This is a genomic window from Microbulbifer sp. THAF38, assembly GCF_009363535.1.
Taxonomy (GTDB): domain Bacteria; phylum Pseudomonadota; class Gammaproteobacteria; order Pseudomonadales; family Cellvibrionaceae; genus Microbulbifer.
Genome location: NZ_CP045369.1, coordinates 3569290 through 3596012, shown reverse-complemented (window position 1 = coordinate 3596012; position 26723 = coordinate 3569290). Strand labels below are relative to the sequence as shown.

18 protein-coding genes and 2 pseudogenes are annotated in these 26723 nt (G+C 52.9%); 16 read left to right on the top strand and 4 right to left on the bottom strand.

Going from position 1 to position 26723, the window contains the following annotated elements:
• Positions 1-6: 6 nt before the first annotated feature.
• Positions 7-1374 carry a tRNA (N6-isopentenyl adenosine(37)-C2)-methylthiotransferase MiaB gene (gene miaB / locus FIU95_RS15555; protein WP_152454632.1) on the bottom strand — a complete coding sequence of 456 codons (1368 nt, stop codon included), beginning with the start codon at positions 1372-1374 and terminating at the stop codon, positions 7-9.
• Between the two features lie 181 nt (positions 1375-1555).
• Between miaB and FIU95_RS15550 the strand changes: the two genes are divergently transcribed.
• The 3 genes from FIU95_RS15550 (at position 1556) to FIU95_RS15540 (ending at position 4678) form a co-directional block, all read left to right on the top strand.
• Entirely contained in the window at positions 1556-1888 is a 333-nt protein-coding gene (locus FIU95_RS15550; protein WP_172975496.1) for a DUF1820 family protein, read from the top strand.
• 316 nt (positions 1889-2204) lie between these two features.
• A complete protein-coding gene (locus FIU95_RS15545; protein WP_152454631.1) occupies positions 2205-2996 on the top strand; it encodes a UDP-2,3-diacylglucosamine diphosphatase in 792 nt (263 codons plus the stop codon).
• Positions 2993-4678, top strand: a complete 1686-nt coding sequence (locus tag FIU95_RS15540) for a lysophospholipid acyltransferase family protein (RefSeq protein ID WP_152454630.1) — start codon at positions 2993-2995, stop codon at positions 4676-4678. The genes FIU95_RS15545 and FIU95_RS15540 overlap by 4 nt, the downstream gene beginning before the upstream one ends.
• A 60-nt stretch (positions 4679-4738) precedes the next feature.
• On the opposite strand, the gene FIU95_RS15535 is transcribed toward FIU95_RS15540, so the two are convergent.
• Positions 4739-6025, bottom strand: coding sequence for an aminotransferase class I/II-fold pyridoxal phosphate-dependent enzyme (locus FIU95_RS15535; RefSeq protein ID WP_152454629.1), 1287 nt, complete (start codon positions 6023-6025; stop codon positions 4739-4741).
• Between the two features lie 154 nt (positions 6026-6179).
• On the bottom strand, positions 6180-7046 hold the full coding sequence (locus FIU95_RS15530) for a DUF6279 family lipoprotein (protein WP_152454628.1): 867 nt from the start codon (positions 7044-7046) through the stop codon (positions 6180-6182).
• A 318-nt stretch (positions 7047-7364) separates the two neighbouring features.
• Between FIU95_RS15530 and nagB-II the strand changes: the two genes are divergently transcribed.
• Both nagB-II and nagA read left to right on the top strand, forming a co-directional pair.
• Positions 7365-8363 carry a glucosamine-6-phosphate deaminase NagB-II gene (gene nagB-II / locus FIU95_RS15525; protein ID WP_152454627.1) on the top strand — a complete coding sequence of 333 codons (999 nt, stop codon included), beginning with the start codon at positions 7365-7367 and terminating at the stop codon, positions 8361-8363.
• Positions 8364-8557: 194 nt separating this feature from the next.
• Positions 8558-9685, top strand: a complete 1128-nt coding sequence (gene nagA, locus FIU95_RS15520; protein WP_152454626.1) for an N-acetylglucosamine-6-phosphate deacetylase — start codon at positions 8558-8560, stop codon at positions 9683-9685.
• A gap of 34 nt (positions 9686-9719) precedes the next feature.
• Here nagA and FIU95_RS15515 read toward each other — a convergent pair whose 3' ends face one another.
• The gene (locus FIU95_RS15515) at positions 9720-10793 is read right to left on the bottom strand and encodes a LacI family DNA-binding transcriptional regulator (RefSeq protein WP_152454625.1); all 1074 of its coding nucleotides are present in this window, start codon (positions 10791-10793) and stop codon (positions 9720-9722) included.
• Between the two features lie 890 nt (positions 10794-11683).
• On the opposite strand from FIU95_RS15515, the gene edd reads away from it, so the two are divergent.
• From edd to FIU95_RS21800, 11 genes and pseudogenes are all read left to right on the top strand, one after another.
• Positions 11684-13501, top strand: a complete 1818-nt coding sequence (edd, locus tag FIU95_RS15510; protein ID WP_152454624.1) for a phosphogluconate dehydratase — start codon at positions 11684-11686, stop codon at positions 13499-13501.
• Between the two features lie 53 nt (positions 13502-13554).
• Entirely contained in the window at positions 13555-15015 is a 1461-nt protein-coding gene (zwf, locus tag FIU95_RS15505; RefSeq protein ID WP_152454623.1) for a glucose-6-phosphate dehydrogenase, read from the top strand.
• Positions 15016-15074: 59 nt separating this feature from the next.
• Positions 15075-15785 carry a 6-phosphogluconolactonase gene (gene pgl / locus FIU95_RS15500; protein ID WP_152454622.1) on the top strand — a complete coding sequence of 237 codons (711 nt, stop codon included), beginning with the start codon at positions 15075-15077 and terminating at the stop codon, positions 15783-15785.
• A 21-nt stretch (positions 15786-15806) separates the two neighbouring features.
• Positions 15807-16436 carry a bifunctional 4-hydroxy-2-oxoglutarate aldolase/2-dehydro-3-deoxy-phosphogluconate aldolase gene (locus tag FIU95_RS15495; RefSeq protein WP_152454621.1) on the top strand — a complete coding sequence of 210 codons (630 nt, stop codon included), beginning with the start codon at positions 15807-15809 and terminating at the stop codon, positions 16434-16436.
• 168 nt (positions 16437-16604) lie between these two features.
• Complete coding sequence (gene gap, locus FIU95_RS15490) at positions 16605-17639, top strand: type I glyceraldehyde-3-phosphate dehydrogenase (RefSeq protein ID WP_152454620.1); 1035 nt, start codon at positions 16605-16607, stop codon at positions 17637-17639.
• Between the two features lie 159 nt (positions 17640-17798).
• The gene (gene pyk / locus FIU95_RS15485) at positions 17799-19235 is read left to right on the top strand and encodes a pyruvate kinase (protein ID WP_152454619.1); all 1437 of its coding nucleotides are present in this window, start codon (positions 17799-17801) and stop codon (positions 19233-19235) included.
• An 855-nt stretch (positions 19236-20090) separates the two neighbouring features.
• Positions 20091-25130, top strand: coding sequence for an RHS repeat-associated core domain-containing protein (locus FIU95_RS15480; RefSeq protein ID WP_253868678.1), 5040 nt, complete (start codon positions 20091-20093; stop codon positions 25128-25130).
• Positions 25131-25132: 2 nt separating this feature from the next.
• Positions 25133-25660, top strand: a complete 528-nt coding sequence (locus FIU95_RS15475) for a hypothetical protein (RefSeq protein ID WP_152454618.1) — start codon at positions 25133-25135, stop codon at positions 25658-25660.
• A gap of 92 nt (positions 25661-25752) precedes the next feature.
• Positions 25753-25821, top strand: a pseudogene (locus FIU95_RS21805) (hypothetical protein); the annotation flags it as partial.
• Between the two features lies 1 nt (position 25822).
• Positions 25823-26485, top strand: coding sequence for a hypothetical protein (locus FIU95_RS15465; RefSeq protein ID WP_253869117.1), 663 nt, complete (start codon positions 25823-25825; stop codon positions 26483-26485).
• Positions 26437-26721, top strand: a pseudogene (locus FIU95_RS21800) (hypothetical protein); the annotation flags it as partial. The gene FIU95_RS15465 and the pseudogene FIU95_RS21800, both read left to right, overlap by 49 nt.
• Between the last annotated feature and the right edge of the window lie 2 nt (positions 26722-26723).

The window sequence follows — 26723 nt, the reverse complement described above, 5'->3', positions numbered from 1 at the left end:
CACCCCTTAGAACAGGTCCTCTTCCAGCTCCGAGGTAATCAGTGTGCCGCGCAGGGAGTTAGGCAGGGCCTCCTCAATCAGGACATCGGCAAATTTGCCAATCAGGGCCAGGTCATCAGCGCGGAAGTTAACCACTCGGTTGTTCTCGGTGCGCCCTTGCAGTTGACCGGGGTCTTTCTTGGAAACTCCGGTCACAAGAACCCGCTCGGTATTGCCGACCATATGTCGCGCGATGGCCTGGGCCTGCTGGTTGATACGGTTTTGCAGTAGCTGCAGGCGCTCTTTTTTGACCTCTTCCGGGGTGTCGTCGGGCAGGTCAGCTGCCGGGGTGCCCGGGCGCGGTGAGTAGATAAAGCTGAAAGAGAGGTCAAAGCCCACTTCCTGAATCAGATTCATAGTGGCTTCGAAGTCCCTGTCAGTTTCACCGGGGAAGCCCACGATAAAGTCAGAAGACAGGCAGATATCCGGGCGTATTTTCTTCAGGCGGCGGATCTTAGACTTGTATTCCAATGCGGTGTGGCCGCGTTTCATCGCCATCAAAATGCGATCGGAACCACTTTGTACCGGCAGGTGCAGATGGCTGACCAGTTCTGGTACCTGAGCATAGACGTCGATCAAAGCGTCAGAGAACTCCACCGGGTGCGAAGTGGTGTAACGGATGCGGTCGATGCCGTCTATTGCGGCCACATAGGTGATCAGTTCGGCGAAATCCACCTCTTGTCCATCGACTCCGGCAGCGCGATAGGCGTTGACGTTCTGGCCCAACAGATTGACTTCTCGCACGCCCTGTTCTGCCAGGTGGGCGACTTCCTCCAATACATCGGCAACTGGCCGGCTCACTTCCTCGCCGCGAGTGTAGGGCACTACACAGAAGGTGCAGTACTTGGAACAACCTTCCATAATCGAGACAAAGGCGGTGGCGCCATCGGCCTCTGGCTGCGGCAGTCGGTCGAACTTCTCGATCTCCGGGAAGCTGATATCCACAACCACAACGCCATTTTTCTGCTCTTTGGTTTCCATCATTTCCGGCAGGCGGTGCAGAGTTTGTGGGCCGAAGATCAGGTCAACATAGGGGGCGCGCTTGGCGATTGCCTCGCCCTCCTGGCTGGCCACGCAGCCGCCAACACCGATAACCAGCTCGGGATTTTTCTCTTTGAGACGTCTCCAGCGGCCCAGCTGGTGGAATAATTTTTCCTGGGCCTTCTCACGAATAGAACAGGTGTTGACCAGTAGTACGTCCGCCTCTTCGGGATCGTCGGTGGGTACCATCGCGTGTGACTCGCCGAGTAGATCGCGCATCCTGGCGGAATCGTACTCATTCATTTGGCAGCCGTGGGTTTTGATGTATAGCTTTTTCGCCGGTGTATCGGACATATCGTGCCTGATTAAAAACTGGTCAATTAAACGGGTGGGGCATTATAGCGACAGGACCCGGCACTGCATAGATGGCTATATTAGCGCTTGAGAACCTGTGCTATTCTTGCGCGCTTTTTCGGGCATTGCCCGCTTTCTGAACAACTTCGAGCTTCGGGGTATTCCCCATCCTGAGAGACCTATGGCCAACCCGATATATAAAGTGATTTTCCACAACCAAAACCAGGTATATGAACTCTATGCCCGGGCGATTTATCAGAGCGATATGTACGGCTTTATCGAGGTCGAGGAGTTCGTATTTGGGGAGAAGGCCCAGCTGGTAGTGGACCCCAGCGAAGAAAAGCTGAAAACCGAGTTTGCCTCGGTAACCCGTTCCTATATTCCTATGCACAGCATTGTGCGAATCGATGAAGTGGAAAAAGAGGGGACCGGCAAAATTGTCGAGGTTAAAGGCGACAAAGTAGCTAAATTTCCTTTCGCGCCGCCCATTCGCCATCCCCAGGATACCGAGTAATCAACCATCCTTTTCACCGGATCAGCGGGCCTTCGGGCAGGCTGATTCGGGCGCCTAAAACCCTCGCAGTCTGCCGGGTTTCACTGCAATATAAGCTTCAATAAAGGTCCTCCGGACTGTCATCAAATCGCTGCAAAGTGACAGCGCAGGCGATCACCGGACTTATTGATATTTAATTGATATCTAATAAGTGCTCGCCTGTTCGCGGCTTGCAAGCTATTGACTGATAAATTCCACTATGGCGCCAGGTTGGCGCGCCAGGCTGATTATCAGTCTTTACGCGAGTTGATTACGGGTTAATGGCTGGAACCTTGCTATGAGCAATCGCTACCGCGCGTTGTGGATATCGGATGTCCATTTGGGTAGTAGAGACAGTGAGCCCCACCGATTAGCAGATTTCCTGGCACAAAATCGTGCTGACAAGGTTTACCTGGTGGGGGATATTTTCGATATGTACGCCCTGTCTAAAGGGAAGGGCACCTGGTGTCAGGCATCTTCCATGCTGCTGGGTATGCTTTCGGAGTTAAGTAGTCTCACCCCGGAAGTCATTTATATTCCCGGAAATCACGATGCCCCTATGCGCAGCTGGGCGGGCAAACGCCTGGGTAATATCCGCATCGAGCGCGATTGGATTCACACAGCTGCTTGCGGTAAATGTTACTGGGTAACCCACGGAGACCAATTTGAACACCACATCAAAATTAATCCGCTCAGTTACCACATTGGGGACCGCAGTTACTATCTGATGCTGCGATTTAATCGCTGGATTAATTACTGGCGCAGTCGTTTCAATAAGCCCTGGTGGTCTCTGGCCAGCCAGGTAAAAAACCGCGTTGGTGCTGCCAGGCAAATGATGAGCGATTTCGAAAATATCGCCGTGGGTGAAGCAGTGGCCAAAGGCATGGATGGGGTTATCTGTGGACACATTCATCGCCCGGCACTGCGCAGCAAAAAAAAGGGCGAGCGCACGGTGACCTACGCCAATTGCGGCGATTGGGTCGATTCGATGAGTGCCGTGGTAGAACAACAAGATGGCAGCCTGGAACTGCTCCATTGGTACCGGGCCCCCAAAATAGCCAGCATAATGACAGAGGTGGTGGCCGCATGATTCAGCTCGAAACACTGTTGCAAAAAAATGCCTGGTATAGCGCAGCGCCGCAAAAGCCAACACGGAAACTGGTTTCCGCCACTCTTAAAAAAATTTGTTGCGAGGAGCAGATTGTAGAGTTTGGGCGGCGTTACCCCCATCTGGGAGGGTTGGATTTTATTCGCCAGCTATTTAGTGACCTTAATTTCCGCTATGAATTAAATCCCTCGGAACTGGAAAGGGTGCCAGTGACAGGCCCTTTGATTATTGTGGCGAATCACCCGTTGGGCAGCCTGGATGGCCTGGCTTTGATCGATATGGTTGCCCGGGTGCGCAAGGATGTACGTGCAATTGCCAGCCAGCTTTTATGGAATATTCATCCGCTGCGCCCCTATTTTTTGCCGGTGGATAATTTTAATGGGCGCACCCGCCGTTCGGATGTACAGGGGATTTACGATTATCTGGGACAGGGTGGGGCTGTAATTATTTTCCCCGCCGGTGAGGTTTCACGCCTCAGTCCCCAGGGTGTGCGTGATGGGCGCTGGAACCCTGGATTTGTGCGCTTCGCGGAGAAGGCGAATGCGCCGATTCTGCCGGTACAAGTACTCGGCAGAAATTCCTGGTGGTTTTATGGACTGTCAATGCTGAATAAACCCCTTTCGACCCTCTGGCTTATTCGAGAAATGTTCAAGCAGGCCAGTCGTGGCATTGATATCCGAATTGGCCGCCCCCTGGAAGCGGAACACTTTCGCAGTTGGCCGTTAACCCCTCGCGCCCAGGCCGCGCTATGGCGCAAACATGTATACACGCTGCACCGGTCTCCCGCGCCCCTGGGTCCCGATCTTATCGCTGCTGCGGAGCCTCGTGGCGAGGTGGAGAGAATTATAGAGAGCTGTGAAGCCCTGACCGCCCAAGGGGACTTTTCCGTGCGCTTATATCGCCAGAGGCCGGATTGCCCGGTAATGCGTGAGTTGGCGCGTACACGTGAAGTGGCCTTCCGTGCAGTGGGTGAGGGAACCGGGCAGAGCCGGGACTGGGATGCATTTGATGCACACTATGACCACTTGCTGCTGTGGGACCATAAGCACAAGCAGATAGCTGGTGCTTACCGCATTGCTGGCACAGAGAGCCTGGCGGAGGATGAAATTTACAGCAGTACCCTCTTCAATTACCCCTCGCCGCCGTGTCAGTGCCTACCGGGCTCGGCGGAACTGGGCCGCAGTTTCTTACTGCCGGAATACTGGAGAGGAAAGGGTTTAGACCTGCTTTGGAGTGCTATCGGTCAGTGGGTTTTACGTAATAATGTGCGCTACTTATTTGGCCCTGTCTCTATGCCGGGAACATTTTCGGTGCGGGCCAAGTCGGCGATCGTAAGATACTTCTCCCATTATTTCGCTCCGCAAAATTCACTGGGCGATGCGCGCCTGCCCTTTCTGCAATCCGGCGCACCCCTGCCAGATCTTTCCGGGGACTCCATCGCAGATATGCGCCAGTTAAAGTTGGTGTTGCGTGAAGAGGGGGTGGTTTTACCACCACTTTTCAAAAAATATGCCGCACTGACGAAACCGGGTGGAACCAGCTTTCACGCCTTTAATGTCGATCCGGATTTTTGTGATTCCGTCGATGGGCTTGTGGTGGTTGACTTGCACCTTGCCGATGAGAAGTTCGCACGGCGCTACCTCTCCAGCGAAAATGCCGCTTAATACAAGAGGGCGGTTATAAGAACCGCCCTCATGATTGATTGCCAAAATTATTTCCGGCTGCTATCCCGCCTTTCGCAGTTGCTCCAGTTTCTGGCGCACACTGGCCAGTTTCACGCATAGTACGAACACAGACATGGCGGTATCGAGTTCTTCCAGTGGGGGGAAACTCGGTGCTATACGAATATTGCTATCCTCAGGGTCTTTGCCGTAGGGGAAGGTGGCTCCGGCTGGAGTCAGTTTTACTCCGGCCTCCGCTGCCAGCTTGACCACCGCCTTGGCGCAGCCCGGACGCGTGTTAAAGGAGACAAAATAGCCTCCCTCAGGTTTTTCCCATTGACCTAAATCCGTATCGCCCAGCCCCTTGTGCAGGTGTTCCAGCACACAGTCAAACTTGGGCTTGAGGATATTCGCATGCTTGCGCATGTGTTCCTTAAGGGTGGTGAACTCGGTAAAGAAGCGTGAGTGGCGCAGCTGGTTCACTTTATCTGGGCCAATAGTCATCGCTTGCATCTGCTGTTGCAAAGATTGCAGGTTGGCGCTGCTGGCGCTGACAAATGCCACACCGGCTCCCGCATGGGTCACTTTGGAGGTGGAGGCAAATTGAAGCACTGAGTCCACAGTGTCATTTTCCAGAGCGGCTGCACGGATACTGGCCAGGCTGACATAGTGGCCCAGGTCGTGCACGGCATAGGCGTTATCCCAGAAAATACGAAAGCCCGGATTGGCGATTTGCCCCAGTTGCGCCAGACGCTCAACGGTTTCATCGCTGTAGGTGACGCCGTTGGGATTGGAATACTTAGGCACACACCAGATGCCGATAATTTCGTTGTCCTCGCGAATATGTTTTTCCACAAGGTCCATATCCGGCCCCTGCGCATTCATGGGAATATTGATCATGCCAATCCCCAACTGTTCACAGATGGTGAAGTGTCGATCGTATCCGGGTACCGGGCAGAGGAATTTCGGCGCTTTCAGTTCGCGCCAGGGAGTATTGCCGGCAAAGCCGAACAGGTAACCGGTCAACACCGCGTGATACATCAGGGTGAGCGAGCTATTGCCCCCGGCAATGACTTCTTCCGTGGGCACTTGAAGCATATCCGCGCCCAGTTCACGGGCACAGGTAAGCCCGATCAAACCGCCATAGTTGCGGCTGTCGGTTCCGCCGGCGGCGCGGTAATCGCTGCAGAGGATGCCGTCGAGCTTATCCGATAAATTTAACTGTTCGGTTGAAGGCTTGCCGCGGGTGATATCCAGATTCAGTTCGTGTTGGCGGATGCGCTCGTAGTGGGTGCTCAGCTCTTTCTCCCACTCCGCTAACTGGTCAATACTGGCGGATTCGATTTGCACGTGATGTCCCCTGACTGGTCATTAGAGGTGGCGAGCTTAGCAGTATGGGCCTGGTTTCGTCAGCCCCATGGCTGAGTCTTCAGGGGGTTCTTTCGCGGTTATGTGAGGGGAATAACCACGTATACGGTTCTGTTTATCTTTGTTTTCCGGCCGCTTATTGATTAGCCAGTGAGTGGAAATCCTGGGCATACTCCCTGAGTGTGCGGCTGAGGTGACGGCGCTGCTCAAGACTGGTGCTGGTTAATATTTTTTTTGCCAGTACCTGCGCCTGCTGTTGGCGTTGTTCCTGGGCTTGACGATATTCAGGTGACCAGAGTTGTTCCGGGTTGAGCAGCAGGCTGCGGATTTTTTCCAGGTATCCCTCGGGTTTAGTGCGCAATAATTCGAAGGTTTTTGATTGCCAGAGCCTTCGCTGTTCGATGCGCTGCAGGGGGCTGTATTCCATTTTGGAAACCCAGGCGGTAATCAGGTTTTTTTGCTCTTCGGTAAGGGTACCGAGCCAGCGAACACTTTCCCTGCGGATAATCTTGTCTCGCTTTTGTTGTATTTTTTCCGGTGATCGCTGCCACTTTTCCAGGGTCTTCTGCTCTTTTTTCCACATATTGCCCTGCAGCTCGTTGATTTGCTGTTCATTGAGCTGCGCCGCCAGCGGCAACATCAGGTTGTAAGCATTTTCACTGGCGGCGGCTAAAAACTGGTGGACCTGCTCTTCGACAGGTTGTAACTGTGGGTTTTCCAATGCCCCTTTATCGACCCTTTCCGCCAGATTGTTCAGGAAATCGGCATAGCGAGGCAGTTGGGTCTGTCGATGCCATCGAAAAAAGCTGTTGAGGGCGCCCTGCAGCTCACTTTTTTGGGTGCGGTCCAACTCCACATATTTCTGGGTTTTCCAGCGAATCCAATAATCCACATTGTTGTAGGCAAATTGGATGCTGGAACAACTATTGATGAATAGCAAGAAGAGTAAAAGTGCAATAACACGCCAGAAATGGGGTATTGGCGTGCCATTCAGTTGTGTCATCGATTTTTCCTATAGGCATTGCCCGACTGATGCCGGGGAATTATTAGAAAGCATAGATGATCGGGTAATCGGCTTCTTATGGCGTAAAATTACTTGTTTTGAGTCCTGTGTAACTGGGCTCTTGGAGTCTTACCAGATCCATAAATAGCAGCTCCTGGGTTCAATAGATAAAAAAGATGACAATGACATTTCTTGCAGTCATCACAGCCGCTCACTCTGTCTAGCCAGCACATAGACTGATAGTTGTAATCCTCTCTGGTTTAGCGCGGGTGAATTTGGTTGTAGCGGGAGGAATAGGCAGCCTGGGTGAATGATGGAATGACTACGACGATCATGGAGGCCGAAGCCCGTGAGGCTCCGGCAAGAATTGCTGAGCAGTTACAAAGCAATGCCAAAGTCATGGAGCAACTTGGGGAGCGCTTGCGGGCTCATGCTCCGCGCTTTGTCATGCTTGTTGGGCGTGGCTCTTCCGATCATGCCGGTGTCTTTGCCAAGTATTTGATAGAAATAGAAACTGGGACCCCTACTTTTGCCGCAGCACCCTCGGTTTCCAGTGTGTATGGCCGCCAGCTTAAATTGGAAGGGGCGTTGGTACTGGTGATCTCCCAGTCGGGGCGCAGCCCAGATATCCTCGCTCAGGCCAAGATGGCCAAGGAGTGCGGCGCCTATACCGTGGCTTTGGTGAATGATGAACAGGCGCCAATCAAGGATATCGTCGATTTGCTGATTCCCTTGAAGGCGGGCCCGGAGAAAGCGGTGGCGGCCACCAAGAGTTATCTGGCCACGCTCTCGGCAATTTTGCAGCTGGTGGCCTGCTGGAGTGGTGACAAAGCGCTGTGTGAGGCGCTGGAAAAATTACCCGAAACTCTACAGGCGGCGGTGCGCGCAGAGATTCAGCTGAGGCCCGAAGATCTGGCCTCGGTGCAGAACCTGGTGGTGCTCGGGCGTGGTCCCGGTTATGCCATAACCCGGGAGCTGGCGCTGAAGTTGAAGGAAGTTTGCAATATTCACGCGGAGTCTTTTTCCAGTGCGGAGTTCTTACACGGACCGGTTACTCTCGTTGAGGACAAGCTGACGGTAGTGAATGTCCCTATTGAGGATGAGTCATTCAAGGCGCACAGCGAGCAGATTGATGACATAGTGCATAGGGGGGCAAGCCTGATCAATCTGCACGTGCCCAGCAAAGGGGTGCATCCCCGCGTCGCGCCCCTGGCTTTGCTGCAGCGCTTTTATATCGATGTTGCCCATGTGGCGGTAAACCGCGGTATTAATCCCGATGAGCCGGCGGGGCTGAAAAAGGTCACGCAGACCGTGTAATAATTTGCCGGAAATCCAACGACAAAAAATACTCAGAGTTACTACTGGGTCAGAAGGAAAGAATACACTGCGCTCAAGACGCGCTGTGAATACATCCCTGTAAGCTCGTAATCGGCATCCATGCCTCATACGGTCCCGAGCGCAGTGTATCCTTTCCTTCCCCCTTTTTAGTGAGTCAGAGTTAAGGAGGGGCTGTGGCTTTTGCCTTGGTCGCAGAAAAACTTTTTGAGGGCGAAAAAATCCTGGAGGATGTGCCCCTAGTTGTGGGCGATGACGGCCGCATTGCTTCCATTGGTGAAGACCCGCAGTCCTCAACACCCTATCTCCATGGACTGCTGGCACCTGGGCTGGTGGATATACAGGTGAATGGTGGCGGTGGCGTACTGTTTAATCAGGAGCCCACTGTCGAGGGGCTGCGTACCATGGCTGAAGCCCATGCCCGCTATGGCACCACCGCCTTCCTGCCCACCCTGATTACCGACCGCCTCGATGTTATGCAGAATGCCGCAAATGCGGTCAGTTCCGCATTGAGTCAGCAGGTGCCTGGCGTGGTCGGTATCCACTTTGAAGGGCCGCACCTGAGTGTGCCGAAGAAGGGTACCCATGAGCAGTCATTTATCCGCCCTCTCAGTAATGAGGAGTGGGAAATTTATGAGCGCGGGGATCTGGGCATCAAGGTGGTTACCCTGGCGCCGGAAACTGTACCTGTGGAGGATATTCACAGGCTGGCCTCGCTGGGGGTGCGGGTTTGCCTGGGGCACTCCAATGCCGATGGTAAAACCGTGCATTCGGCATTACAGGCTGGCGCTGTGGGCTTTACGCATTTGTACAATGCCATGTCGCCGTTGCACTCCCGCGAGCCCGGTATGGTGGGTTCTGCCTTAATTTGCGATAAGGCTTGGTGCGGCATTATTGCTGATGGTCATCATGTCAGTGCTGAGGCCATTACCCTGGCTCTCAAGGCCAAGCCGCGCGGAAAACTGCTGCTAGTTACGGATGCCATGTCCCTGGTGGGAAGCGATGCGCTAAGTTTCCCCCTGTTTGATCGGGTGGTGACCCGAGAGGGGGACAAGCTGACTTCCAGTACCGGTGAGCTGGCCGGTTCACATCTGGATATGATGGGAGCGGTGCGCAATATCAGCGATTGGTGTGATTTGGATATTTATGAATCCCTGCGCATGGCGAGCCTCTACCCGTCCCAGTTTCTGGGCTTGCAAAGCGGCAAGATTGCGCCCGGTGCCAGAGCGGATTTCATTTTGTTGGACCGGAATTTACAGGTACAGAAAACCTGGATAGGGGGGCACCAGGTTTATGGTGATTAACCCTTTGACTTTTCCTTAATTTTTTAAGGCTGTCTTACATCTGTTGGTTAATAGCTTCCTCTACCGCAGGCCCGCTGGAGTCCCGCACAATTAGAGTGGGAGTAAAGCTGCGACAATTGCTGTCCGTCTTTGCTCTTACTTGCTGTTCTTTTTCCTGGCTTCCCCGGCACTGAATGCGTTCCAGCACCAGTTCTGCTGCGCAGCGGGCAATATCTTCGTTGGGTTGATGGGCGGTGGTGAGTTTGGGCCAGGTTTGGCGCGAAAAGGGGCTGTCTTCAAAGCCGGCGATGGAAAGCTGTTGTGGTACCTCAATATTTAGCATGCGTGCGGCAAACAGTGCGCCCGCGGCCATTTCATCGTTGCCAGCAAAAATAGCGGTGGGGGGATTGGCGGAGTGCAGCAAAGCGGTAGCCCCGGCCACGCCGGAATCAAAAGAATATTCGCCCTCAATCACCAGTTCTTCAACAAACGATAGGCCTGCTTTTTGTAAAGCGTGCTTGTAACCCGTTAGGCGGCTGTGTGTGGATAAATGTTCGGAGCCGCCGCCAAGATAGGCAATTCGCTTGTGGCCCAGCTGCAACAAATGTTGGGTAATGGTGAAGGCAGCGGCCTCGTCATCAATCTCAATACAATTTTCTTCTCCCTGGCTGCAACCTTCCGAGGAAATTATCCGCACGAATTCCACATCCAGGGATTTCAATGTATCGATGACTTCCTGAGTCTCGGAAAAAGGGGGGGTGAGCACCAGCCCGGCAACCCGGCTTTGTTCCACCAGTTTGCGTAACTCTTCGTGAATAGTGTCTCTTTGGCCACTGCCTGGATGGATAAGCAGTTCGTAACCCTGTTCGCGGCAGGCTTCGAGAATGCCATTTTGCATGTCGATCACATAGTAGGCATTGGGGTTGTCATAAATAAAGGCGATAGAATAGGTGTGCGTGCCAGCCAGGTTGCGCGCTGCCAAATTGGGGCGGTAATTGAGTGCCTCTACCGCCCGCATGACCCGCTCGCGGGTACTGGTGCGCACAGAGGGTTCATTATTAATGACCCGAGAAACAGTCTTGATCGATACGCCTGCGCGTTCGGCCACATCGTTAATGGTGACTTTCATCTGCACCGTTCCCTCTTGCAAAACCCGTCGTGGGGAGGCGCAGGCCTCCTATTCATCACTCTCTCTGTTACTCCAGCCACCCGAAATAATGGAGAGTGCCCGGTGTAGACAGTTTGGCAGCTGTTCACAATCCCGGCTGGCGGCGGATTCTAACAACAATTGAATATGGCGCAGGGGCAGCGCAAAGGGGCTTTGCATTCTTTTTAGTGGAAAGGCAGACCGGGTGGATACTGGTGGTGAGTGAAAAAGGCTTATCACTCATTCATCTATTTGTAATTTTCTTACATTTTTGCCTTTTGGCACCAAAAACTTATTCCTGCATTCCTCGGTACTATGGCGCTTAATTTTCTATATTGAGACATTAAGCGCTAATTTTGGGGTATCCAGCAGTTTCCAGCCGGATAGCCGTATTGCTCACTAGAGGCCCCTTGATCTTTTTTGTAGTTTTACTACATAATGCGCTCCATCAGCTTCGCCGGATATTACTGTTGTACTTCTCATACACCCTGGAGTCTCTACTCCACCAGGAAGGGGGAGGTTTAGCTCTTGTCGACCCTCTAGTATTTGGTGGGCTTGGAGGGCAGCGGCAAAAATTGGTTCTGGCAAGAAAGTGCGTACTTAGAGCTTCAAATAGGCTTTAACTGTGCTCTTTTAGTTCTTCTTGAAGCAGGAACGCAATTTCTTCACAAGATGGGTAATGGAGTTCTCCGGTTGCTCCATCTTCAGTCGGGTGATAGGGCGCGGGCCGCACTACAACCCAGTCAAGCGGCGGGACTTTTTGCCGCAGGCCCTTTCAGGGAAGAAAGATCACTGGTGGCTATTTGGTCATCGCAATATGGCATCGGTGCCGGTCTCAGGCTGCACCGCAGCAGAATTAATACGGAAGAGTCATGGTTCACAGCAAGGTTCAGGCGGTTACCGAGCGCATTATCCAGCGCAGTGAGGAAACTCGCGCACAGTACTTGGCCCAGGTGGAAAAAGCGCATATTGAAGGGCGTGCCACTGAGCACTTGTCCTGCGGTAACCTGGCCCATGCCATTGCAGCCTCTCCAGAAAAGGACAAGCAGCTTATTGCATCCGGGCGCGGCCCCAACCTGGGGATTGTCACCGCTTATAACGACATGCTTTCCGCGCACCAACCCTACGGTACCTACCCGCCACGCCTGAAAGAGGCGGCGGCTCGCCACGGCGCCACCGCACAGGTGGCCGGCGGAGTGCCGGCGATGTGCGATGGGGTGACCCAGGGGCGCCCAGGTATGGAGCTGAGCCTCTTTTCCCGCGATGTAATCGCCATGTCCACCGCCATAGCCCTTTCCCACGATGTCTTTGAAGGCGCTATGTTCCTCGGTATCTGCGACAAGATTGTGCCGGGACTGGTCATCGGTGCCCTCGCTTTTGGGCACCTGCCCTCAATATTTATTCCGGCGGGTCCAATGCCCACTGGGCTTTCCAATGCGGAAAAAGTGCGGGTTCGCCAGCTCTATGCCGAGGGCAAGGTTGGCCGTGCTGAGTTGTTGGAGGCGGAGAGCGCTTCTTATCACAGTGCCGGTACCTGCACTTTCTACGGTACCGCCAACAGCAACCAGATGCTGGTGGAAATTATGGGCCTGCAGCTGCCGGGCAGTTCTTTTGTGAATCCCGGTACCGGCCTGCGCGATGCATTGAACGAAGCGGCTGTGGCCCAGCTGGCCAAAATTACCGAACCCAGCCAGCACACGCCCATCGCAAAAATTCTCACAGAAAAAGCCTTTGTTAACGGCATTGTGGGGCTGCTCTCCACGGGCGGCTCCACTAACCATACATTGCATTTAATCGCGATGGCGCGCGCGGCCGGAATTCAGATCACCTGGCAGGACATGGCGGATCTCTCCGAAGTGGTGCCCCTGTTGTGCCATGTCTACCCGAACGGCACGGCCGATATCAATCACTTTGCCGCCGCTGGTGGTATGCAGTTCCTGATTAGTGAGCTACTCGCCGCCGGCCTGTTACACGGCGACGTACACACAGTAATGGGCAATTCTGGCCTGGAGCCCTATTGCCAGGACCCCTTCCTAAATGAGGCCGGTGATGGTGTGGTTTGGCGCCCAACAGCGCAAGAGAGTGCCGACACCACGGTGATTCGCCCGGTGAGTGAGCCCTTCTCTCATCACGGCGGCTTGCAGCTACTGGAGGGCAACCTCGGCCGCAGTGTCATTAAGGTTTCTGCGATTAAACCGCAGCATCTCAAGGTGAAGGCGCCGGCGATTGTGCTGCACAACCAGGATGAACTATTGAAGCGCTTCAAGGCCGGCGAGTTGGAGCGGGATTTTGTTGCCGTAGTGCGCTTTCAAGGGCCGCAAGCCAATGGCATGCCGGAGCTGCATAAGCTGACCCCAACCCTGGGGGTGTTACAGGACCGCGGTTTCAAAGTGGCCCTGGTCACTGACGGGCGTATGTCCGGTGCATCCGGCAAGGTGCCGGCGGCAATCCATATGTCTCCGGAAGCGGTCGAAGGTGGTCCGATCGCCAAAGTACGCGATGGTGACTTGGTGGAGCTGGATGCTGAGGCCGGGGTGTTGCGTGTCCTGGTGGATGAAGCGGAATTTAATGCGCGTGAACTTGCGCAGTGCGATTTGTCGGGCAGTGCCCGAGGCATGGGACGTGAGCTATTCGCCAATATGCGCGCTATTGCCAGTGGTGCCGAGAGCGGCGCCAGTATTCTTTATTAAAGTGTGCCGCCTATATATAGCGGTGCAAGAGAAACGATTTCAGAGCAAATTTTATGTCTAACCCATTTGATATGGTGTTGTTTGGTGGAGGTGGTGATCTTGCCCTGCGTAAGTTGATTCCGGCACTGTATCGTGCTTACCGGGAGGGCAGCCTGGCAGAGGGCTGCCGCATTCTCCCCGTTTGTCGCCGCCAGGAAGACGCTGATCAATATTTAAATGTGGCCCTTCAGTCCCTGCAGCAATATTTGCGCGATGGTGAGTATTGTAATTCTATCTGGACAGGCTTCAGTCAGTTACTACGCCCAGTGTCTCTGGATATTTCTATACCGGACCAGCAGTGGACGCATTTGTCAGATATCCTCGAGTCAGACCCGGACCGAGTGCGTATTTTTTATTTGGCCATTCCCCCGGGTGTCTTTGGCCCCTGCTGTGAAAACCTCTCAGCGAAAGGCTTAATTAGCAAAAATTCCCGGGTAGTAGTGGAAAAACCCCTTGGTTATAACGCGCAAACTGCTGAAGAAATCAATAGCAAGATGGCGAGCTATTTCCCTGAGAGTAGTATTTTTCGTATTGATCACTACCTGGGTAAGGAAACCGTTCAAAACCTACTGGCCCTGCGTTTTAGTAATGTTTTGTTCGAGCATCTTTGGGATGCAAAAACCATCGATCATATTCAGATCAGTATTTCTGAAACTGTCGGCCTGGAAGGCCGTGCCGGTTTTTACGATGAAACCGGTGCGCTGCGGGACATGGTGCAGAACCATCTTTTGCAGTTGCTGTGCCTGGTTGCTATGGAGTCCCCCAACTCCATGACGGCGAAAAATATTCGCGCAGAAAAAATCAAGGTGCTGGAGGCGCTGCGTCCACTGAAAGGTGATTTGGTGGATGAGAACGTGGTGCGCGGCCAGTATGTGGCCGGAGAAATCGATGGGCAAAAGGTGCCCGGTTACCTGGATGACTTGGCGGACGGTGCCAGCGCCACTGAAACCTTTGTAGCGCTGCGTGCGCATATTGATAGTTGGCGCTGGGCGGGAGTGCCGTTTTTCCTGCGTACCGGCAAGCGAATGGAAAAACGCTGTGCAGAAATTGTGGTGCAGTATAAAAAAGTTTCTCACCACGTCTATAACGAAAGCGCGGGAAATGTAACTCCCAATCGCCTGGTTATCCGCCTGCAGCCAGAAGAGAGTATCAAACTGATTCTGATGGCTAAAAAAATGGATAGCCTCACTACGGAGCTGCAACCGGCGGAGTTGAACTTAACCCTGTCCGATACTTATGACAGCTTTCGCAGTGATGCCTATAAGCGGTTAATGCTGGATGCCGCTGCCAATAATTCGGCCCTATTTATTCACCGCGATGAAGTGGCGGCGGCCTGGGCCTGGGTAGACCCGATTATTGAACACTGGCGTGAAACCAACAATCAGCCCAAGCCCTATCCTGCGGGCAGCTGGGGACCAGATGAGGCCAATGAATTACTGGCCCGCAGTGGTCGTCACTGGTTTAACGCCAAGTAACGAATCTGTGGATTGCCCGGCTTTTTTTCGGTGATCCACAATGATGAATGGAAGTATTCATGGCAGAAGAAAAATTTTTTACTGATCGCGAGCGCCTGGTGCAGGCGTTGGTCCACGATTGTGCCTGCGAACTGCAAAAAGGCATTAAAGAGTCTGGCCAGGCTACCTTTCTGGTCTCGGGAGGTAGCACCCCGGAACCGGTTTATCGTGAACTTTCCAAGCGCCCATTGCCCTGGTCAAAAATTACCGCCGCGCTGGTAGATGAGCGCTGGGTAGATAAAACCCATAGCGGTAGCAATCAGGCGTTTATTGAAAACAGCCTGATACAGAATGATGCTGCCGAGGCCACCTTGCTGGGTATGAAAAATCTGCATAGCAGTGCCGCAGAGGGTGAAGCTGACTGTGAACGTGCTTATGGCGAGCTGCAGCGCCCCTTCGATGTGTGCATTCTGGGAATGGGCAATGACGGTCACACCGCTTCTTTATTTCCCCATGCACAGGGGCTTGCTGAAGCACTAAACCCGGACTCCGATAAATTGTGTAGCGCAATCACCGCGCAACAGAGTGCAGTGACGGGTACCAATACCGAGCGTATGACGCTAACCCTAAACGCTATTTTGCAGGCAAAAAACATCAAGCTGCTGATTACCGGTGAGGAAAAACTCAAGGTCTATCGTGAAGCCCTGCTCGGTAGTGATGAGCTGGAGATGCCGGTGCGCAGTATTCTCAAGCAGGGGCTGAAACCAGTCACTGTGTATTGGGCGCCTTAACGAACGATTTGGAATTGATTGATGCAGAAAAATATCGCCGACATTTTGCAGTCTGCTGGCGTTGTCCCAGTATTGGTTATCGAACAGGCTGAGGATGCGCTGCCCCTGGCGGAGGCCTTGCTTAAAGGCGGCTTGAAGGTTCTGGAGGTTACGCTGCGTACAGAAGCAGCACTGGCCGCGGTGGAGCAGATAGCCAAACACCTGCCCGAGGCACATGTGGGCACCGGCACAGTATTAAATAGTGATGACCTGCGCCGCTCTGTCGATGCCGGAGCGGGCTTTATGGTAAGTCCCGGCGCTACAGAAAAATTACTGGCTGCCGCGGACGAAAGCGATGTACCTCTATTGCCCGGCGCCGCTAGCGCTTCAGAAGTGATGCGCCTTTACGAGCGCGGTTACCGCTACCAGAAATTTTTCCCTGCCCAGGCTGCCGGTGGTGTGCCCATGTTGAAATCCCTTGCCGGCCCATTGGCGGAAGTGCGCTTTTGTCCGACAGGCGGAGTGAGCCCCAATAATGCAGCGGATTACCTAGCCCTTAATAACGTAGTTTGTGTGGGCGGTTCCTGGATGGCCTCCAGCGCTCTAGTTCGGGAGAAAAACTGGGCCGAGATCACCCGACTGTCGCAGCAGGCTGCGGCCTTGAAATCGTAATTCGGTACCTGCGCTGAGTGCCGGCCACAGAATTAATCAGGCGGCACTTCAGCGGCTGATACAGGGGCGCTATATCGCCGCCAAATCGTCATAAAAGTTCGCTAGGGTGCATTCGTCAATGGATGCAACAGGGGAAATCCAGAAGCTAATAAGAAAGGGTAAAGCCAGATGAAAATTAAAGTCGCCATCAATGGTTACGGCCGTATCGGCCGCAACGTCACCCGTGCCATTTACGAGTCTGGCTATAGCGATCGTATCCAGCTGGTTGCGATTAATGATCTGGCTCCAGTTGCCTCCAATGCGCATCTAACTCGTTTCGATACTATTCACGGCCGCTTTGCCACCGAAGTTAAAGTGGAAGGCGATGCGTTGATTATTGGCGGGGATCGGGTGCAGGTCTGTCAGGAGCGCGATCCGACTAAACTGCCCTGGAAAAAGTTGGGAGTGGATCTGGTACTGGAATGTACCGGCCGTTTTACCGATAAGTCTTCTGCTTCAGCACATATCGAAGCCGGTGCTGCGGCGGTGCTGATTTCCGCCCCCTCACAAGATGCAGATCTCACTGTGGTTTACGGCGTAAATGATAGCAACCTGACGGCGGATCACCGCGTGGTTTCCAACGCTTCCTGCACCACCAATTGCCTTGCGCCTGTGGCACAGGCCCTGCATCGCGAGCTGGGTATTGAGCGTGGCTTTATGACCACGGTACATGCCTATACCAACGATCAGAATACCCAGGATGCAGTGCATGCGGATATTTATCGGGCACGCGCCGCGGCCGATAATATGATTCCCACCAAGACCGGTGCGGCGGCAGCCGTGGGGCTGGTGCTTCCGGAATTAAAAGGCCGCTTGGATGGAATGGCGGTACGGGTGCCGGTAAGTAATGTCTCCCTGGTGGACTGTCAGTTTATCGCGGGCCGCGATACTACGGTTGAAGAGGTAAATCGCATTATGCAAAGCGCCGCGGAGCTTAGCGGTGGCGTTCTCAGCTACTGTGATCAGCCTCTGGTATCTGTGGATTTTAATCACACCACCGCTTCCAGCCACTTCGATGCCAATCACACGCGAGTGAACGGCAACCTGGTGAAGGTGATGGCCTGGTATGACAATGAGTGGGGTTTCTCTCACCGTATGCTGGATACCAGCCTGGCCATGGCGACGGCCCTGCAGCTTGATATGCCGGTGGCGGAATCTGCTTGAACATACACATGTCATGGGTTGGTTGGCCCGGCATCGGAAAATTGCTGTGGGAAAACCTATGAGTTCGTCTTGTACACTAGCGGGCAGGCTAAATTCACTTTATGCAGAACTTAGCCGGCCACAGAAATTCTTTTTCCTTCAAATATCTGATGGGACCATATGATTCGCCATACAAAAATTGTCGCCACCCTGGGGCCCGGCACCGATAAGCCGCGAGTGATCGATGAAATGATTCGTGCCGGCGTCAATGTTGTGCGCTTAAACTTTTCCCACGGTACTGCCGATGATCATCGTCGCCGGGTGCGGGAAGTGCGCGATGCCGCTGAAGCACAGGGGAAAACGGTCGGAGTATTGGGCGATTTGCAGGGTCCCAAAATTCGTATCGCCCGCTTTGCCGCAGGCAGTGTGACGCTTGAAAACAATGACGAATTCACCCTGGACCTCGACTGCCCTGCAGAAGGTGGCGATGAGCATCGTGTAGGGGTCGATTACCCCAGCCTGATCAGTGATTGCCACTCCGGCAATATTCTCCTGCTCGATGATGGCAAGATTCGCCTGGAGGTAACCGGCACCACCGCGAGCAAGTTGTTTTGTCGGGTGTTGCAGGGCGGCAAGCTTTCCAACAACAAGGGTATTAACTTACTCGGCGGTGGTTTATCTGCGCCAGCTCTGACGGAAAAGGATTATCGGGATATCGAACTGGCTGCGGAATTGGAAGTGGATTTCCTCGCAGTGAGTTTCCCCCGCTGCGCCGAGGATCTTGAGACTGCGCGCAAAGCCATGCTGGCCGCTGGTAGTGAGGCCGCCATTGTGGCCAAGATTGAACGGGCCGAGGCCGTTGCCAACGATGCGCAGATGGATGCCCTGATCCTCGCCTCTGATGCGATTATGGTGGCCCGCGGTGATCTGGGGGTGGAGATTGGCGATCCGGCTCTGGTGGGAGTACAGAAAAAACTGATCCATCGTGCCAATGTGCTTAATCGCGGTGTAATCACTGCGACGCAAATGATGGAGTCCATGATCACCAGCCCGACCCCCACCCGTGCGGAAGTGATGGACGTGGCCAATGCTGTATTGGATGGCACCGATGCGGTGATGCTCTCCGCCGAGACCGCGGCTGGTGATTACCCGGTGTCTGCGGTGGAATCCATGAGCGAGGTGATTGTGGGGGCAGAGCAGTATCTGGGCAGTGTGCCTTACGCACCGGAGGAGCACGGCGCTTCGGACCGTATTGATACGGTGATTGCCCAGGCCGCGATCGATGTGGCTTCCCGTGTAGAGAATCTCTGCGCGGTGGCCGCCTTGACCGAGTCCGGCCGTACTCCGCGCATGATGTCCCGCGCCAATACCCGCCTACCGATTTATGCCATGACAAGGCACCCCAATGTTGCACGCCAGTTGGTACTTTTGCGTGGAGTAGAGCCCATCAGCTATGACCCGTCCACAGTACCTCTTGGGCATCTCACAGAATCCATTATTGAAGTGCTGGGCTCGCGCATCGACCTGCAAAAAGGTCAGCGCGTGCTGATCACCCAAGGTGAGCGCCTCAATGTGGGTGGACATACCAATTCGATGCGTATTAAAGAGATCGAATAAATTCTTAGGTGTAAGCCATTACTTACTTTGGGACATCCAAAAATAGTAATGGCTTTTGGCCTATAAAAAGATAGCCAATTAGTTTTTCTGCATATTTTTAGCTGCCACTAGACTCACCGGCCGCAAAACCACATCTTTATTTTTCACACCTTCTTGAGAGAGTATTGTGATGTTAGTCACAATCTTTTTTTGTCTTTAAATGCCCCTGTAGCTCCAATTATCGCTTGCTACTTTAAGTGATGAGGAAAACTGCAGAATCCGATGCTCTTTTAATTTGAATTGGCATTATTTGAATTGACATTGATGGGTTTAATTCGAATTTGATTTTTCTTTTAGAGCTTTGTAATAAATTATCTGCTGTCTGGATGTCTGAGTATTAACTTGACATTCTCAATTCAAAAGAATTCTATTATTTTGTTGATCTTCATTTTAATCCCTGCTGTCGTACTCGTGTAATGCCGTTTATCTACCCCCCTTCACTTATTTGCGGTAATCTGCCCGGATAGGTCGCAATTTCAGGTATCCCTTACCGGTAGCTTTGGCCTCATCCCATCCAGGTACCGGTGAATTGGAACTATTGGCAAGTAGTTTTTCCATAAACTTTCGGGGTAATGAGATTCACTATTTTAGATTTCACAAATTGTGAATACCCTAATCCAACAAAATTTGACGCACTACAGCGGGCAGTAATCAGTTTGCTGTGTGTAAATTGAACAATTTTGGGTTGGGACGGTACCAGGCCCCGGGGGCTGGGTTGTTGATAGATGAGAAGATAAATCGGGATGATTTATTGGATCAGGCAAAGATAACAAGAAGCTGGCGCAAAGCGGGCTTACGGCGTTTGAAGGATTATCCATGCAGCTAAGTGTCGAGAACAGACAAGGCATTCGTTATATGGTGAAAGTTGGCTGGGCGTACCAGATGGGTATCCCCATGCAGGTAGATGCCACCCAACTGCTCTCCATGTTTGATGACGTTGCCATTCAGGAAATCTATGAACACTTTTTCGGCCTGAATGGTATTTCCTGCAATACGCTGAGTGTCAGTATTCAGTCCAGCCAAGCCGGAACGGTTTATCTCGGGCCCTTGAGTGAAGCGCCGGGGCACCTAAGCAGCCGGGAAAAAGAAATCTACCTGGCCCTGGTGCAAAACCGCCTGATTATTGAAGAAGCCCCATTTGCAGCCACCGCACTGGCCGATAAGCAGGCTGAGTTGCTGAGTAAAATCCGCTTAGGGCTTCAGCAGATTATCGCCCAGGAGAGAGCGGAGGCCGCGCTGATCCAGCAGCGCCATGAACAGCGTTCAGATCTTGAGAAGGTGGGCGCCTATATTGATCGCGGCGCTACCGGCCTGGGCAACGCTGCCTGGGGTTTGGTAGTTTGGAGTAAGGATGTACTTGAGGTAGCAGCTCTGGTTAATCCTATACGCCAGAACTTTGAGCAAAATAAAGCCATTGTCAATTACCTGCTCAATGATAAAAGCTTGGTAGAGTCCCAGCGGGAGTACTTATCCGCGATCCAGCGGGAAGCCGTGGATGTGCTCGGCTTTGACCCCACCAAAATCACCAAACAGCAATTTGATCTGGCTGTTGAGGTGGCTGAGCTGATTTATGAAGATCCAGCCCTGCGCGACACCTTCATCCGCTTTGCCAAAGATTACGCGAGTGCCCAACACAGCCTGGAAATCACCGAAATAGCCGGCGGTGGTGCCTTTGAGATTATTCTCACTATCGTGTTAGCGGCGGCTACCGGTGGCATTGGTGCGGTAGCTGCTATGGCCAAAAATACGCGCCTGCTCAAAGCCTTTGGCGGCATCGGCGATCTGATGATGGATTTTGCCAAGCTGAAAAAACAGCACAACCTGCTCTCCAAAAAACGCGGCGGCAATGCCAAGGGCAATGGTGCCAGCTTCTCTGACCTGAGTTCCTCTGAAGCTGCGGTACCAACTTCGTCCGGCGGCCCCTCGTCGAGTAGCTCTTCCTCAAGTAGCGCTTCGAGTAGCTCTACTTCTAGCAATAGCTCCTCCAGTAATTCCAGTAATGCCAATCAAAGCAGCCAGGGGAGTGGCTCAGGCTCCAATGCCGATGGTGGGAGCCAGGCCAACGGCAGTTCTACTTCCAATGAGCCGGATAGCGCCAATAGTGAAACCGGCGAGACTCCTGACGGTAAAAAGGCTCAGTGTGCTAAGAACTCTTGCCACGGTGGTGATCCAGTTAATTTAAAAACTGGTGAGGAGTTCCTCTCGCTTGTAGATACGGTATTGGATGGCCCTCTGCCACTTAATGTAGCGCGCACCTACCGCAGCAGTAACCCCAAGGACTTCGGCCTGGGACACGGCTGGACCCATACCCTGGGTGAAAAACTGCTTTGGCGGCCTGGTAAAGCGGTGCAGCTCCACGACGCCGAGGGCCGAGTGATTAACCTGCCGGCACCGGGAGATAGCGGTCGCAGTCACAATGTGGTGGAGCAGTTAACCCTTACTCGCGTTAATGACGAGCATTGGATAGTGACCCCCTATGGCGCCCCCAATGGAGTGCAGAGGCACTTTAAAGCTATCGGGGATAAGGGGACTCTTAAGCTCGCAGAAATTCGCGATGGCTACGGGAATTTCTACCTGTTCCATTATATCGATGAGCGTTTAATCTGCATCGAGAGCAGTCTCGGTGAAGCCCTGCATATCAGCCCACCAGAAGGGCAGGCTAACAGTCTGCGTATCGGTGAACTGAAAAAAGAAACCCGCGATGGCCGCATTAAAGTACTCGCCAACTATGAGTACAGTGATGAGGGCGACCTGATCAAAGCCACCGATGCTGATGGCCACAGCGAGGTGTATCAGTATCACCAGCATGTTATTAAGCAGCGTACCCTAAAAACCGGCTACCGCTTTCACTTCGAATGGGATGCCGAAGGCCCCTCGGCCCGCTGTGTACGCCAGTGGGGCGATCCTATCGATGGGCAGGCCACTTACAACTACCAGTTTGATTGGGATGATGATGGCAAGGGTGTCACCGTAACCGATACCCGCGGCGGTAAAGAGCGTTATCGCTTTAATGATCGCGCCCTGCCCATTTATCACCGCGACCCGGAAGGTGCCGAGACCCTTTACAGTTACAACGACCTTGGCCAGATCACTAAAGTACAGCTGCCAAGCGACGATGGCAGCTTGCGCGAAGAGATTTATCAATACGATGATCAGGGCCGCCTGGTACAAAAAACCGATGCCGCCGGCAATAAGCACCGCATTGAATACAATAGCGAAGGCCTGCCCGCAAAAGTTACGGACCCTACTGGCAATAAGTGGCAACGCGAGTACAACAAAAAAGGTCAGATCGTTGCCACCAAAGATCCTCTCGGCAACAGTACCCAATACGGTTATAACCCCGTTGGTCTGATCGGCAGTGTTACCGACCCGCTGGGAAATACCACCCGCTACCTGTGGAATCCCGAGGGTAAACTGGCCGCGGTTAAAGACCCCATGGGCCGCGCCCAGCACTACCGCTACGACAGCGCTCGTCGCCTGGAAGAAGTGCAGCACGCCCCCGGCCAGGTTACTCGCTATGAATACGATGCCCAGGATCGCATCCATGCGGTAATCACCCCAGATGGTGCCCGCACCCAATACAGTTACAACCCCCAGGGGTTACTGGCCGAAGTTACCGACTCCGAAGGTCGCAGTACCAGCTACGCCTACGACGGCCTCAGTCAGGTTAAGACGCGCACTAATCCAGACGGCAGCCGCCTGGAATACCACTATGACGGTGAGCGCAACTTAGTCGGCCTCACCAATGAAAACGGTGAGCGCTACCAGCTTAAATACGATCTCAATGAGCGCCTGATTGAAGAAGTCGGCTTCGACGGCCGCGTGACCCGCTATGCCTATAATCGCGCTGGCCATTTAATCAGCTCCAGAGCCGTAACCGATACTGATACTGGTAAGGGTATCGACACCATCTTCGAGCGCGACTCCTTCGGCCGCCTTTTAGAAGAAGTCACTCCAGACGGCATTACCAACTTCCGCTACAACCGCAGCGGTCAGCTAATCGAAGCGGAAAATGCCCACCGTAAATTGCGCTGGGAGTACGACGCCAATGGGCGTGTTGTGGCCGACTGGCAGGGAAAAGACAAACTGAGTCACCAATACGATGCCGTCGGTAACCGTATCGCCACGACTTTACCCGATGGTGAAGTACTGAACTTCGCCTTCAACCCCGCCGGCCAATTCCAAAGCCTGCATCGCCGCCCTGTCGGTGGTGACGCGGATCAACTGATCACCAGCATTAGCCACGATGAGCAGGGCAGGGAAAGCCGGCGCCAGCACGGCAATGGGCTGGAAAGCCAGAGAGATTACGATCCTCAGGGCCGCTTGCAAAAACTGCGCTTGGGCAAGGCAAACGGTCCGGTATCCGATCCAACTCAGTCAAACTCCATTCTGGAGCGGAGCTACCAGTACAGCAAAGCTGGCCAGATCGCCCAAATTGAGGACAGCTTGCGCGGCACCCGCAGCTACCACTACGACGCCCTCGACCGCCTCACCCAGGTAGACGGCCCCAACCCCGAATACTTTGTGCACGACCCCGCACACAATATTCTGGCCGCCGCCAACTCGAAAGACGAAGCCAAGCAGCAGGCCAGCACCACCCAGGTCAAAGGCAACCGTTTAGCCTTCCGTGGTGATGCCCACTACCGCTACGATATCCACGGCAACCGCATCGCCGAGCTACGCGGCAAAGGGCAAAAACTGCAAACCCGCTACCACTACAACAACCGCCAACAGCTGGTGCGTGTAGAAAAGCTCAAAGTAGAGAAGGGCGCAGAACAGTTCCAGCAGGTGATCCACTACCAATACGACCCCCTGGGGCGCCGTATTGGTAAAGCGAGTGAAAGCGAGCAAACTGATTTTCTCTGGGATGGCGACGTACTCCTGCGGGAAAACAAAACCGATATCCAGACCCAGCAGGATCTCAATACCCGTACCTACTACTTTGAGCCGGGTACATTCAAACCTGTTGGATTAAAAGAAGATAATCAGGTTTATCACTACCACCTGGATCACCTGGGAACTCCAGATACCCTCACTAATCAGGATGGTGAAGTGGTATGGAGTGTTGCCTATAAGAGCTATGGCAATATTGCTTTAGCCCATGAAAAGCAAGTAGAGCAACCGATTCGTTTCCAGGGACAGTACTTTGATGATGAGACCGGGCTGCATTACAACCGGTTTAGGTACTACGATCCGCAGGTTGGGGAGTTTACTCAGCAAGATCCAGTTGGGTTGCTGGGAGGATCAAATAATTATCGGTATGCCCCTAATCCGGTAAGTTGGATAGACCCTTTTGGTTTAACTAGTAAGGATTGTGAGCCGGCAATCCAAGGGGAAGAGATCCCTGAAAATTATAATTTATTAACCGGTCGTTACAAAAATGCAGTGTTGAATTTAGATCCCGCTGATGAAAAAGTTTCACGTAGTGTTCAGAAGCTTATCGGAGGTAGGAGTGTTCCTGAAATTCTCCCTGGAAATATCAACGATTTACGTGATGTAGAGGTATTAACAATAGTTTCACATGCTAATGGCAATGGTTTTGTAGTTTTCGGTGAGTACATATCTGGTGAGCAACTCGGGGGCAAGCTTAAGCAATATGGTTTTACACCTAATAGTGTTGAGGTGATAGCCTGTTGTCGTGAACCAGGGCCTGCAAGGCAGGCCTTGGCGGATACATTAGGAGTTCCAGTAAAGGCAGGCAACGGACGAATGGGTGTCGGGGATGATGGTTCGATTGGGGTTGTAGATGAAAAGGCGACTAAGATATATCTAGAAGAAAACCCGGATAGTGAAGGGGTAATTCTGCTAGAGGGAAGCGATAAATTCACTACTTATAGACCTGGGGAGGGTGGGTAGCAATGAAAAACGTAAAGAGCTTAGGGAATAATGATAAATATGAATTGTTGGTTAGGCACGGAGGATGTGGTTATCCATATACCCAGGAGAATGTGAGAAAAATTTACGATTACTTAGAAGAAAGTCCTTGCGCTGTTCCCTTCCTTGGGGTTAGGCATTGCCCTTTTGGATGTGAAGATCTTATTTATGAGTCATATCACACTGATGGGACTTGGATTTGGCAGAAAGGGTTGTTGCATTACTTTACGCATCATTATATCGAAATGCCTGAACTATTTTTAAATCACATCTTAGGTAGTGAAGTAAGACCCAGTTGTCCGGAAAGTCTAATTTTATCTATAGAATCTTCAATGTTGAGCGGAGGAGTGGAGAAAAGGATAGATGGTACCTTCTGGGGAGCTTGGTTCTCCAAGTTCCTAAATAAAGATAAAGTTGAAACTGTTTATTTTGTGAAATCACCTTATCGTAAAAACTCTCGCCGTAAAGCTCCTCCTGGCTCCTTTTCTGGATGGAGTGATTTTGAGTTGTGATGAGTAGAAGTTAATAAAAAATCTAAAAATCACATACAATTTATCAAAAATAATTGGGGTCAGAGTAAATTATTGACGTTAATTAACCTTTAATCGGGTTTCTGATCACTGGCTACGAATACGATGCTCAGGATTACATCCTTGCGGTAATCACTCCAGATGGTGCCCGCACCCAATACAGCTACAACCCTCAGGGGGTTACTGGCCGAAGTTACCGACTCCGAAGGTCGCAGTACCAGCTACGCCTATGACGGCCTAAGCCAGGTTAAGACCCGCACCAACCCAGATGGCAGCCGCCCGGAATACCACTACGACGGTGAGCGCAATTTAGTCGGCCTCACTAATGAAAATGGAGAGCGCTACCAGCTTAAATACGATCTCAATGAGCGCCTGATTGAAGAAGTCGGCTTTGATGGCCGCGTTACCCGCTATGCCTATAATCGCGCTGGCCACTTAATTAGCTCCAGAGCCGTAACAGACACTGATACTGGTAAGGGTATCGACACCATCTTCGAGCGCGACCCCTTTGGCCGCCTGTTAGAAGAAGTCACTCCAGACGGCATCACCAATTTCCGCTACAACCGCAGCGGTCAGCTAATCGAGGCGGAAAATGCCCACCGTAAACTGCGCTGGGAGTATGACGCCAACGGTCGTGTTGTAGCCGACTGGCAGGGCAAAGAGAAACTGAGCCACCAATACGATGCCGCCGGTAATCGTATCGCCACAACATTACCCGATGGTGAAGTACTGAACTTCGCCTTCAACCCCGCTGGCCAATTCCAAAGCTTGCACCGCCGCCACTGGGCAGCGATTCCGATCAGCTGATTACCAGCATCAGCCACGATGAACAGGGCAGGGAAAGCCAGTGCCAACATGGCAATGGGCTGGAGAGCCAGAGAGATTACGATCCTCAGGGCCGCCAGCAAAAGCTGCGCCTGGGCAAGGCCAATGGTCCGGTATCAGATCCGACTCGGTCAAATTCCATCCTGGAGCGTGGCTACCAATACAACAAAGCCGGCCAGATCGCGCAAATTGAGGACAGCCTGCGGGGCACCCGCAGCTA

Excerpts from the sequence above, each read along its gene's own strand:
- pgl (WP_152454622.1), top strand. The coding sequence starts at position 15,075 with ATGGCAGAAGAAAAATTTTTTACTGATCGCGAGCGCCTGGTGCAGGCG.
- FIU95_RS15545 (WP_152454631.1), top strand. The coding sequence starts at position 2,205 with ATGAGCAATCGCTACCGCGCGTTGTGGATATCGGATGTCCATTTGGGT.
- edd (WP_152454624.1), top strand. The coding sequence starts at position 11,684 with ATGGTTCACAGCAAGGTTCAGGCGGTTACCGAGCGCATTATCCAGCGC.
- FIU95_RS15515 (WP_152454625.1), bottom strand. The coding sequence starts at position 10,793 with ATGAAAGTCACCATTAACGATGTGGCCGAACGCGCAGGCGTATCGATC.
- FIU95_RS15530 (WP_152454628.1), bottom strand. The coding sequence starts at position 7,046 with ATGACACAACTGAATGGCACGCCAATACCCCATTTCTGGCGTGTTATT.
- gap (WP_152454620.1), top strand. The coding sequence starts at position 16,605 with ATGAAAATTAAAGTCGCCATCAATGGTTACGGCCGTATCGGCCGCAAC.
- FIU95_RS15495 (WP_152454621.1), top strand. The coding sequence starts at position 15,807 with ATGCAGAAAAATATCGCCGACATTTTGCAGTCTGCTGGCGTTGTCCCA.
- zwf (WP_152454623.1), top strand. The coding sequence starts at position 13,555 with ATGTCTAACCCATTTGATATGGTGTTGTTTGGTGGAGGTGGTGATCTT.
- FIU95_RS15540 (WP_152454630.1), top strand. The coding sequence starts at position 2,993 with ATGATTCAGCTCGAAACACTGTTGCAAAAAAATGCCTGGTATAGCGCA.
- nagB-II (WP_152454627.1), top strand. The coding sequence starts at position 7,365 with ATGACTACGACGATCATGGAGGCCGAAGCCCGTGAGGCTCCGGCAAGA.
- pyk (WP_152454619.1), top strand. The coding sequence starts at position 17,799 with ATGATTCGCCATACAAAAATTGTCGCCACCCTGGGGCCCGGCACCGAT.
- FIU95_RS15475 (WP_152454618.1), top strand. The coding sequence starts at position 25,133 with ATGAAAAACGTAAAGAGCTTAGGGAATAATGATAAATATGAATTGTTG.
- FIU95_RS15480 (WP_253868678.1), top strand. The coding sequence starts at position 20,091 with ATGCAGCTAAGTGTCGAGAACAGACAAGGCATTCGTTATATGGTGAAA.
- miaB (WP_152454632.1), bottom strand. The coding sequence starts at position 1,374 with ATGTCCGATACACCGGCGAAAAAGCTATACATCAAAACCCACGGCTGC.
- FIU95_RS15550 (WP_172975496.1), top strand. The coding sequence starts at position 1,556 with ATGGCCAACCCGATATATAAAGTGATTTTCCACAACCAAAACCAGGTA.